At 54.6% G+C, this 10521-nt stretch carries 13 protein-coding genes and 1 tRNA gene; 2 read left to right on the top strand and 12 right to left on the bottom strand.

The features are described 5' to 3' along the window. Positions 1–490, bottom strand: a 490-nt coding sequence (locus tag VFO10_RS29645; protein WP_325145647.1) for a LysR family transcriptional regulator, incomplete at its 3' end; no start/stop codon positions are given. A gap of 174 nt (positions 491–664) precedes the next feature. On the opposite strand from VFO10_RS29645, the gene VFO10_RS29640 reads away from it, so the two are divergent. Together VFO10_RS29640 and VFO10_RS29635 are read left to right on the top strand one after the other, a co-directional pair. Further along, positions 665–1177, top strand: coding sequence for a MarR family winged helix-turn-helix transcriptional regulator (locus tag VFO10_RS29640; protein ID WP_325145646.1), 513 nt, complete (start codon positions 665–667; stop codon positions 1175–1177). Beyond that, complete coding sequence (locus tag VFO10_RS29635) at positions 1161–1541, top strand: hypothetical protein (RefSeq protein WP_325145645.1); 381 nt, start codon at positions 1161–1163, stop codon at positions 1539–1541. Before VFO10_RS29640 ends, VFO10_RS29635 begins: the two co-directional genes overlap by 17 nt. Here the strand turns inward: VFO10_RS29635 and VFO10_RS29630 are convergent. The 11 genes from VFO10_RS29630 to VFO10_RS29580 form a co-directional block, all read right to left on the bottom strand. After that, the gene (locus VFO10_RS29630; RefSeq protein ID WP_325145644.1) at positions 1538–2680 is read right to left on the bottom strand and encodes a hypothetical protein; all 1143 of its coding nucleotides are present in this window, start codon (positions 2678–2680) and stop codon (positions 1538–1540) included. The genes VFO10_RS29635 and VFO10_RS29630 overlap by 4 nt on opposite strands. Before the next feature lie 45 nt (positions 2681–2725). Continuing rightward, the gene (gene pth2 / locus VFO10_RS29625) at positions 2726–3115 is read right to left on the bottom strand and encodes an aminoacyl-tRNA hydrolase (protein WP_325145643.1); all 390 of its coding nucleotides are present in this window, start codon (positions 3113–3115) and stop codon (positions 2726–2728) included. 1 nt (position 3116) lies between these two features. Beyond that, positions 3117–3710, bottom strand: a complete 594-nt coding sequence (locus VFO10_RS29620; protein WP_325145642.1) for a TetR/AcrR family transcriptional regulator — start codon at positions 3708–3710, stop codon at positions 3117–3119. Beyond that, on the bottom strand, positions 3670–4536 hold the full coding sequence (locus VFO10_RS29615; RefSeq protein WP_325145641.1) for an SDR family NAD(P)-dependent oxidoreductase: 867 nt from the start codon (positions 4534–4536) through the stop codon (positions 3670–3672). The genes VFO10_RS29620 and VFO10_RS29615 overlap by 41 nt, the downstream gene beginning before the upstream one ends. A gap of 99 nt (positions 4537–4635) precedes the next feature. Beyond that, complete coding sequence (locus VFO10_RS29610; RefSeq protein WP_325145640.1) at positions 4636–5127, bottom strand: SgcJ/EcaC family oxidoreductase; 492 nt, start codon at positions 5125–5127, stop codon at positions 4636–4638. A 178-nt stretch (positions 5128–5305) separates the two neighbouring features. After that, entirely contained in the window at positions 5306–5671 is a 366-nt protein-coding gene (locus VFO10_RS29605; protein ID WP_325145639.1) for a GIY-YIG nuclease family protein, read from the bottom strand. 213 nt (positions 5672–5884) lie between these two features. Beyond that, a tRNA-Ile gene (locus VFO10_RS29600) sits at positions 5885–5961 on the bottom strand. 137 nt (positions 5962–6098) lie between these two features. Further along, positions 6099–6383, bottom strand: a complete 285-nt coding sequence (locus VFO10_RS29595) for a helix-turn-helix domain-containing protein (protein ID WP_141730981.1) — start codon at positions 6381–6383, stop codon at positions 6099–6101. A 486-nt stretch (positions 6384–6869) separates the two neighbouring features. Next, positions 6870–7703, bottom strand: a complete 834-nt coding sequence (mutM, locus tag VFO10_RS29590; RefSeq protein ID WP_325145638.1) for a bifunctional DNA-formamidopyrimidine glycosylase/DNA-(apurinic or apyrimidinic site) lyase — start codon at positions 7701–7703, stop codon at positions 6870–6872. An 88-nt stretch (positions 7704–7791) separates the two neighbouring features. Next, on the bottom strand, positions 7792–9480 hold the full coding sequence (locus VFO10_RS29585) for a ParB/RepB/Spo0J family partition protein (protein ID WP_325145637.1): 1689 nt from the start codon (positions 9478–9480) through the stop codon (positions 7792–7794). 11 nt (positions 9481–9491) lie between these two features. Continuing rightward, complete coding sequence (locus VFO10_RS29580; protein ID WP_325145636.1) at positions 9492–10394, bottom strand: ParA family protein; 903 nt, start codon at positions 10392–10394, stop codon at positions 9492–9494. Positions 10395–10521 lie beyond the last annotated feature (127 nt).

Genomic DNA, 10521 nt, shown 5'->3' with positions numbered 1-10521 from the left:
CATAGTAAAGCACCCGTTCCAGCAAAGCCTCCGGTGCTTTGCGCGGCGTGGAAAGGATGGCTGCATCCAAACGCCCTTTATCCAGAGCATCAATCAAAGCCTCAGTCTTATCTTCCGATATCTCGACAAGAAGGCCTTTGTAGTCACGGGCCAGGGCCGCACTGAAAGCCGGCAATAGATAAGGCCCTATGGTCGGAATGATGCCGAGCCGCAGAACGCCGCGAATCTCTTTTTGATAGCTGAGCGCGATATCGTGGATGCGCTGGGATTCATCCAAAACCCTTTGCGCCATGTCCAGGATTTCCCGCCCCGCATCGGTCACGGTCACCGAGCGCCGATCGCGATCAAAGATGCGAACGGCCAGCTCCTCTTCGAGCTTCATCACCTGAGTGCTAAGGCTTGGCTGGGTTACATGGCATTCCTCGGCAGCCTTGCTGAAATTGCCCGTACGGGCGATGGCCAGAATATATTCGAGCTGAGTCAGAGTCATGCCAGATCCGGATTCGGGTGGATGGAATGTCCGGTATTTTCCAGGACTGCCTCCGGCTGTGCAAGGGCAAATGCGTAGCATCCACCCTGGCATAATAGCGAGAAACCGCAGGTTTTGGTTGCCATGACCCGCAAGAGGTGAAAATATGGGATCCCATATATCGGGTGGAGCCTTATGTCTGAAGCCATGTCCGCTTATTCGCATATCATCCTGAACGCCCTCCGCCGTCTGGTCAGCACGCTTCACGTCGGATCCCGGCAGACGGAAAAGCAGCTCGGCATGAGCACGGCCCAGCTTTTCGCTCTGCAAAAACTTCAGGATGGGCAAAAGCGTTCGCTTAACGAATTGGCTTTACTGACCTACACCCACCAAAGCTCGCTGTCGGTTGTCGTACGGAAACTGGTGGACAAGGGCCTTGTGCAGAGCAGTCCCTCCCCTGCCGATTCCAGGCGCCTGATGCTGGGGTTGACCGCAAAAGGCCGGCGGCTTGTGGATAAGGCGGCAGCCAGTGTTCCCGATCGCTTGCTGAAGGCGCTGGCTGAGATGGATCTCAATGATCAGATTCAGCTCGGCAAGCTTTTGAATGAACTTTTGGATCGCGCCGCGCTCAGCGATGCCAAGGCAGATCTTTTCTTTGAATATGATGAGCCCAAAACGGAAGAGGATATCCATGACAACAGAATCTGACGGTCAATTGCGAGTGGTGGCCAATGGCAAGGAAGCAAAAGGGCCCGCCCACATCCGGCGGATCACGCAGCGCGATGCTATACTGAGAGGCCTGAAAACAGGAGGCCTGACCGTGCTGGCTGCGCTCTGCACCATCATTATTCCCGGCGTGCATTTTCTTTCCGTGCCTGGTGGATTGATCGCGGCACCGATCGTGGGTGTCATGGTCTTTTTGAAAAGCCGGGGCAGCATTCACGGTATGTCCGGATCTTTCCCCTGCCCCGTCTGCGGCAAGCCCAATGTCATGGAGTACCAGGAAGGCAAGCCGCCTTATTTCGGCTCCTGCACATCCTGTAAAGATCCCTATCAGGTCTTTCCCACTTAAGACGCGGGTCGGCTGGGAGGCAGGCCAAGCACCTGATAGACCGCTGTGCCTGCGGGATGCACGACTGTCGGACAATCGGCGATGGTCCTTTGGAAATCAAAAGCCATCGGCACAGCACGCTTTGTGATGTCCCGCCCTTTGGCAAAAAGATCCGGCTGGCAGAATTTTCCGGTCATGCCCCAGTAGATGGGAAAATCGCGCAGATTCTGTTTCTCTTTCGGATTATCAGTAAGCAGGTCCACGCGGTTGTTGCCATCGAATTCAAAAGCCAGGTGATTCTGAACGATCATCGCCAGATGCTCATACCGATTGCCGTAACCGTAGATGTCGACGATCGGGCTTTCTTCATAGGATTTTCCGATCTCCTCGGGCGTATACTGAGAAAGCTTCGCCTTGGCGCTCCCGTTGCCGAAGTAAAGCCACTGGGCCAGCTGATACACGGCATTTTCCGGTGTTTCCGGCAAATCGTCCGAAAGATGCCTGCCATTCACCGCATCCGCTTTGAAGTCACAGGCATGGGCCAGCTCATGCGCCAATAGTCCTTCCAAATCAAGGTAGCGCGCTTCTTCCGCTGTTTTAGGTTTAACCGTATCGACAGTGAAAAAGAGAAGATCAATCTGATCAAAATTCTGTTCGCGTGAATCCGGATTGGTGCTGACCGTCCCGGATTCCTCGGTGGTGGCTGCGAAATAGCCCGCATCGAGGTAAATGCCGCCGCTCGGGGAATAGTAAAACGAAGGGCGTATATCGCTGGAAATCGCCACACCCTTCACGCAGGACAGCATGGAAATGATTTCCGGACGAGTACTGAGAAGAAAGCTTCGGAAGCGTTCCTTCTGCCAGTCATGACTGATCAGAGTCGATCCCAGGATGCTTTCCACCTGATCCTCGCGCGGAATGCTCGGAACCTCGACATAAGGCAGATTGCAGCCGGCGAGCACATCGGGATCAGCGTTGCCTGTCATGCAGCGATTGAAGGCGGCATCATCGCGGGACGCTGGACTTGTTCCCGCAAGGGACAAAGGCGTTTCGACCAAAAGCACATCGGGTGCGTGCAGAATATCTTTTTTTCTTTTCTTATGACCGCAGGCGGGCAATAGAGCGAGGCATGCGACGATACCCATGACTTGAAATTTCACGATAGGTCTCCCCAGTTGGTCCTGGGGTTTCCTATAGCCGATTTTTCAATAGAGGGTCAAATCTCTCGTGATTTCATCAATCCGCTCCGCCAGATCGGGCCCAATGGCACAGGCCGTCAGTGTCGGCTGGCCGTGAAATTCGGTCCGCCCGCTGTCCTGGATCATATGGCTTTTCAAACCGGCGGCCAGGGCCTTTTCGTGATGAGCCACCAGCTCCTCTTCGCTGTTCACCCGCAGACAGACTTTGGCCATGCCGTGAACAATCCAGTGCGTCTCGACCTCGGTGAAGGCGAGCTGGGTCGCTTTCCCCTGGACCAAAAGCTGCCGCAGGGGCTCGATGAGAAAGTCCATCGACGCATGGGATCCCTGGGCGATCTCCTTGCCGCGCCGCATGTTGAGATCCTTGCGAATGAGTATCACCTGTTTAACGCGCATATTATCCTTCCCTCGGTGCCACAGATCGCCAGATCCGTTCGGGCAAATGGTCCGCGGCCTGATCCAGATCGAGTCCGCTGCCTCCGCTCAGCCAGCGTCGCGCCAGCTCCGCAAGAGGTCCGATCAATAAAATTTCATAAAGCGGTAAAGGCAAAGGAATCATCTCACCGGCACGAATATGCCCTTCGAAAAAACCCATCAGCTCCCGCAGTATGGGTTCCTTGGCCTTCCTGATTTCATCCCCGTACTGCTGCATGTAAGGAGCATAGGCCGAGGCATGAATGAAACGGGCCGCGGCTTTCTTTTCCCGCGTCCATTCCATATAGGCCCGCGATTGGGCCAGGACCTTGTCCCGCGCGCTCGACTCACTCTTCACGGCGGCGATGATGCTTTCCAAAAGATCAGCCATCGACTTCTGATAAAGCGCCGCCGAAACTCCATTGAGATTGCCGAAATGATGATAGATCGATCCCACCGAGACAGCTGACGCTTCGCTCAGGCGTTCAATTGAAAGCTCATGCTGACTGAAGAGTTTCAGTGCCGCTTTCAAAACTTTATCCGAGGTTTCCTGACCCCGCTGCTGTTTTCCGGCCACGGTCGCTCTCACGTTTTTGGGTGGTATGCAGGGCCTGCTGCCAGACAGCCTCGCGAAAATTCGGATCCTGCAGAAAAGGAGCGAGGCTCGCCTCTTTGAAACGATCATAAAAACGGCCGCTGATGCCCTGAAGTTCAGGGGCCGTGCTCAGAAAAACGGGAGCCTTGGCTCCTTCTTCCGGCGTCAGCCAGAGGCGTTTGATCAGATTCAAAAGCCGTCCTTTCACTCCCGTCATCGCTCCCAGATCGGTGCGAACAACGCCGGGATGCACGGCGTTGATGGTCGCCGGACTGCCCTGCCAGCGTTCGGCAAATGTCATCGTGGTAGCAAGGTTCAGGAGCTTTGTCGAGGCATAGGTCTTGAACGCGCTGAAATTATCCCCGACGGCAGTGGCCGTAGAGTTGCGATCCCCGATCGGATAAAGTCCGGCCGTCATCTGCACGACGCGTGTGCCGTCGCGCTTGAATCGTTCTTCCAATTCGAGGTTGATGAGAAAAGGGGCAAGGTGATTGACGACGAAGGACTGTTCCAGTCCATCGACTGTTATGATTTTGTGCTGCGGCCAGAGCGCTGCGTTATGTATCAGACCCTGAAGCGGGGGAAGGGTCGCCATGGCCTGGGCTGCTGCGCGAATGCCCGCCAGAGTGCCTAAATCGCCCTCCAGGACCTTGATCCCCTGCCGGGAAGGCAGAGAGCGGACCAGGGCCTCTGTGGCCTTTAAATCGCGACAAAACAGCGTCAGTTGATGCCCGGCTGCGGCGAGCTCGCGTGTGATGGCTGCTCCTATGCCCCGGTTGGCTCCGGTAACCAGAAAGTGTTTGCGCATGACCGTCTCCCCAAAATTAGAAATAATTACTAGAAATATTTTCTAATTCTAATCGGAAAGTCAGCCAGGAAAAATAAGGGTCTTTCAAAATAATTTTAACTAACTGAAATTATTTAATTTATCAGCCAAAAGCTCGTGACTCAAGGCGTCCAGGGCTCCGGGCTGGCTGTGCAGCTGGGCCGGAGTATTCTGAAGGTGCTTGATGGTCCAACGGCGCGTTCGCCTTACGGCCGTCATCACCTGAAAGGCATGAAGCTTCGGATCGAGTTCCTCTTTCCCGGGTGGGATCATGCCGACCAACGCTTCGAGCTGAGCGACGTCCGCTGTCAGCATGCGAATGCTTTTCACTTTGATAAGAAAAGGTGGAGTCGCGTGATCACGGAAGATGCGTGCGATGGATTCTTCAATCTCCTGAGCTCCGCTGTGATGTGTTCCATCGCAGCCGATGATCATTCCATCATCATCAAAGGCGGCCGCGAGCTTTTGTGCATCACGCTGATTCCAGCCTTCGATCATGCTGAGATAAAGTTTTTCGATCTGGGCTTCTTCGGCACTGGCCGGATAAGGCGATCCGGAAGTTTGTGGGCACATGGCGCCTCCCCCTTTATGAGAGTCGGTAATCATCCGCGAGGACATCATCTTAACGGGAAAATTTCCAAATGCTAAGCATCCCCTCGCGCCAACGAATTTCGATGCGCAGTGTGATCGGCCTCGGCTGATCAGCGTAAGAAACAAATCAAAGGTCAGCTGTCAAATCTCTGACGCTTTCTTATTTCGGATCGCAGTTCCTTAAGGTCCAGGGCCCTCTGGGTTCCGATGCCTGCCGACCAGGCGACGCATAAGGATTTTTCAGATGCGCGGGGCAGCCCCGTTCCTCGGCTTCGAACTGCCTGATGAGTTGCTCCCTTTCCCAGCGGCTCATCTGCTTGATCTCCTCTTCCCGACGGTTGGCCGCACCTGGATAGGCATGCCGTTCAAAGTAAACGAGATAGGTGATGTCATAACGTGCTGTGTAGCTCTGGGGGTTAAGTTTCGTTCGGTGTTCGTGCAGCCGACGTTCCAACTGGTTCGTCACTCCGGTGTAGAGGAGTCGTCGGTGGCGGTCGCTAAGGATGTAGACGTAATAAGTTCGCATGCCCTTTTTATAAACGGGGACGCGCGGGAATGGAAAAGACATGAAGTGTGATGGGATGTCCGTAAGCAGCCTCCGTCATCCCGCTTGTGTCGTCGCACTTGCGTCGTCGCACTTGCGTCGCCATCCCGCTTGCGTCGCCATCCCGCTTGCGTCGCCATCCGCGGAGCGGACGCAAAAAACCCGGCTGTGCTTTCGCTTCAACCGGGTTTTTGATGGTGGGGATGAGAAGACTCGAACTTCCGACCTCACGCTTATCAGGCGTGTGCTCTAACCACCTGAGCTACATCCCCATCGGAAGACACTTTATAAGGGTTCGTCTTTTTGCTGTCAACCTTTTTGAATCCAAAAAGCTCGACAGGAGAGGAGAAGGACTAAGTAAAAGAGCCCCGCACTTCTGCAGGGCCCTTGTTCAGCGCAGGGCTGGAACTTAGTTGGTGAACGAAGGGCTCTCAGCGCCTTCCACCATGTCTTCACCGCCAACCTTGGTCTTGAGACCCCAGTCAGACGCGCCGTAACGCTTCAGCTTGCGCTGCAGCGTGCGGATACCAATACCCAGAGCGCGGGCGGTATGCGTACGGTTGAAGTTTTTCTGTCTCAAGGTTTCCAGGATCACAATGCGCTCGATTTCACGCAGTTTTGTTCCAGGGGGAAAAGTGACAGAAGATGTGTCGAAGTTGAGTGCAGCATCATTCGTGTTTTCCGGTGTCATCATAGCTGATTTCCTCCGATTTGGCTATTTATCCCGTTCCTCACATCCGCAAGAAACTTTGGTACCCCATCGCTCACACAGGACTCGAGACATCCGTTCTCTTAACATCTCTTCCCCATCCAGGGACCGATGGCAGCCGCATCCTGCAGCCTTGTCCTGTCTTGCATGCCGTGAACTCCTGCTCACAAGCAAACTTTGGCATCTCTCGTATCCGATGATCACATCAGTTTCAACTCGGAAGGGCTTTTTGCAGGACTCCTGCGGATCTTCCGTGGAGGCTTGACGTGAACTCAATGCCTTAGCTGCGACAAATTAGCAGTTTGAGAGACAATGTCAACATATTTAGTGAGGTTTTTTGTGCTTCATCGCAAATTTTTTTACGCGGTGCCGGGAAGACCGTGTAACCCGCTGAAATCACACGGGAACCCGGCCTTTTCAGATGCGTCAATACCGACTGATTTGTCGCTTAATGCGGGCAGGACGTGGGTTTCAGCGCTGGCACCTGGAGCAAAAGTAGGTCGCACGACCCCCAATTCTGCTGCTGCTTATCCCTGTTTTACAGCGCAAACAAGGATCACCTTCACGGCCATAAACGCTGAGTGAGAGTTCAAAATAACCGGGTTCTCCGTCGACATGTTTATAGTCCCGGAAACTGGTTCCACCAGCTTGGATGGCAGCGGCGAGAACTTTTTTGATCGCGTCGCTGATTTTTTTCCACTCGTCACGCTTCACAGCCGATGCTTTTCGCGAAGGTTTGACACCTGCAAGGAATAAACTTTCGTTCGCATAGATATTGCCGACGCCCACGACATTGTGGGCATCCATCAGAAAATTCTTCACCGCCACAGTCTTGCCGCGACTGCGTTGGAATAGAATTTCATCAAGATTTTCGGTGTCCAGGGGTTCAGGGCCTAGATTCTTGAGCAGCGGATGCTGCACCAGCGCATCCCGCGAACTGCACAGAATGCAGCCGAAACGTCTTGGATCCACGTAATGCAGATAGCCGATAGGGCCGGAATCATCGCGCACGCGAAAACTCGCATGCGTGTGATTCCAGCGACCTGTGGCTTCGGGACTGAAGAGCATATTGCCCGTCATGCCCAGATGGATGATGGCATATCCGCTTTCGGTTTCGATCAGAAGATATTTGGATCGGCGTTCCACGGAGAGTATGGTTTTTCCGGCAATCAATTCCTGCAAATCCTGCGTCGGAATCGGCCAGCGAAGATCCGGTCGATGAAAGACCATTTCATCGAGCTTTTTCCCGAGAATGACCGATCGAACGGCTCGGGTTAAACATTCGACTTCTGGCAATTCAGGCATAGAAAAAAAGCTCCCTTGCATCACCACCCCGGATTGGGATGGTGCGAAGGGAGGATCATAGGAATTATTCAGCGCTGAAACAAGGCGATTACGATTCGGCGGCAGAGGCGCGGCGGGAGCCTTTTTGCGCGCCGGACAGGAGCTGGCGGCGCATGCGGTTCAGGAGTGCCGGCTTAAAATAGCCAGCAATACAGAGCTGTTCGACCAGCTGCCAGGCCTGCTGCGCTTCGGTCGAGCCCCTCGCTCCCGAGAAAAGGGATTTCAGGGACGCTTTCGCTTCTCTCTGCTGCTCCACGTCTATCGTTTTTGGCAGACGATCGGGCTGCGCAGCTTGATCTGCGTTGTTCCGGAGAGCCTGATAGCGCGCGAGCATGAACTGCATCTGCTTCATCAGGACCGCAAGAGGAGGCAATTCCCCTTTACGGGCAAGCTGAATGGCCCAGGTCGCGTGGAAAAGATCGGGGTACTGACGGCAAAGAGCTTGGCATTCGGGAGCCATGGTTGTCAGGCGACGATACCAACCGACTGTTCGAGGATTCACGCCGACGCGTTCAGCAATCGCCTGATCGGATTCACCGAGGTGATTGGCCTGCTGATAGGCCTGGGACAAATCCAGATAGAAAACGTCTTCACGAAGGTTCGCGGCGATCGTGTGATAAAGCTCGTCGCGGGTCGAGGCGAAGGGCAGGATCACGCATTCGATGGTTTTCCAGCCGAGGGATCTGGCGGCCAGGATACGGCGATGACCATTTTTGCAGACGAAGGTGAATTCGCCGTTGGCGCCTGCTTTCAGGCAGAGAGTCGGGAACTGGATCAGGCCGTCTTTCTGCATCGAATCGGCGAGGGTTTTCAGATGCTCGTCGTTATAGGCCTCGCGAATGTTTTCATTCAGCTTGATGCTCTCGACGGGGACTTTCTGAATGGTTTTGCCGTTCTTTTGAATCTGCGCCTGGAGCTGCTCAAAGACCGAGGCGGGGACACCTGGAGTTTTGGCAGAAGACGACGCGACGTCCGCAGCTGAAAGGTTTTTCCCTGAAGAGGGTGCAGCTTTCGCAGAAAATGCTTGAGCGGCGGAAACGTCTGACGACGTCGAGACTTTCGCAGCACCGGCAGATTTCTGCGAAGATGCCGTCGCAGGACCAGATTTACCGGAAATTGCTTCGATGTCCGGGGCGCGAGCGTCTGCAGCACCGGCAGATTTCTGTGAAGATGCCGTTGCCGAGGCAGTTTTGCCGGGACTTACCTCGATGTCCGCGGCGGAAACGTTTGAAGACGCCGAAATTTTCGCAGCATCAGCCGATTTCTCTGAAGATGCCGCAGTTTCTGAGGCGGCACCGGCTTTTACAGGCGCGGCAGCTTCCGTTGCAGCACCGGCTTTTGCAGACGCAGCAGCCTCTGTTGTGGCATCAGCTTTTGCAGGCGCAGCGGCTTCCGTTGCAGCACCGGCCATTGCGGGTGCAGCAGCTTCCGTTGCGGCTCCAGCTTTTTCAAGCGTAGCAGCTTCCCTTGTGGCACCAGCTTTTGCAGCTGTAGCACCTTCCGCTGCGGCTCCAGCTTTTTCAAGCGTAGCAGCTTCCTTTGTGGCACCAGCCTTTGCAGGTGCAGAGGCTTCCGGGGCGGCCGCTGATTTTGCTGGAGCTTCAGCCGCGGGCTTTTTTGCGGCGGCAGGGGCTGCGGAAGCCCCTGAGCGACCGGGACGCGACGTATTCACCTCGCGTGCGGCCCCCTTCACCATTTTCTCGAGATTCTTCTTCGCCATTTCTCGCATTGATGCCATGGGAGCCTCTCTCAGAGCAGATTGATTTCTTCGTTGCTGTCCTGCAGCTGCCATTCCCCTTCATCCCGAACCTTTTCGCGCAGAACGCCGAGGTGTTCAAGATTGGGCCGCTCCAGCTTCTTGGCTTCGACCGCTTTTAGAATAACTTTGGTCAACTTCAGGTAATCATCCTTCATGGTCCGCGCGCTCGGCAAAGCCGCAGCAGGACAGCTCTGCAGGTTACCCGTCGCCACCGCGTTCGACACGCGGATCGCCGGCTTCAAAAGGTTGACCCGCGCAGCCTTCAGGTGCTTGCTGATAAAGCGGATGTAGGTATCATGAGCCGGGATTTTCTTCACGCAGCTCAGAAGAACGCCCAGGCAGTGCAGCTGCGGGTTTTCCTCGTCATGGATCTCCTCGCACTCGGCGACCAGATCCAAAAATCCATCATAGCTATCCGGCTCGGGAAAGCTCGGGATCAGATACCAGTTCGAAGCCGCCAGCGCCGCCTGCAGCAAAACGTTGATCTGCGGCTTGGTGTCGATCAGAACGAAATCGAAATTCTTCTCCACACCCTTCAAAAGATGCTTGAAAAGTTTCAGCCCACGAGCCGAACGGCCAAACTCCGTCTGCGCCGCTTTCAATTCCTTGGTCGAAGGGATCACCCAGATATTCTTATAAGGACTCTCGACCATGACCTGATCATAGGGCAGCTTGCCCCGCAGCGCATGCCAGAGCGTTTCCTGGTTGCGATCGAAGAGGTCACGCACCCCCAAAGCCTTGGTAGCATTGCCCTGATCATCCGAATCAATCACCAGGACTCTCTTGTTCAAAACGGTGCCCAAAAGAAACGCGATGTTGGTCACCGAGGTTGTTTTACCAACTCCGCCTTTAATATTGGCAAAGGTGATAACGTGAGAACGGGGTTCACGCATGGGACCTCCCTCCATTGGATATTTACTGTTATGATGTCTAGGAAATACGTTAGCGGTTTTCGTTAGGTCCAACAAGCGCAGAAAAAAAGTCGGGGCTGTACATGATGTACAGCCCGCGTCGAAGATA

Origin of the sequence: Oligoflexus sp. (assembly GCF_035712445.1) — a bacterium.
GTDB lineage: Bacteria > Bdellovibrionota_B > Oligoflexia > Oligoflexales > Oligoflexaceae > Oligoflexus.
This window is presented reverse-complemented; position numbering and strand designations above follow the sequence as displayed.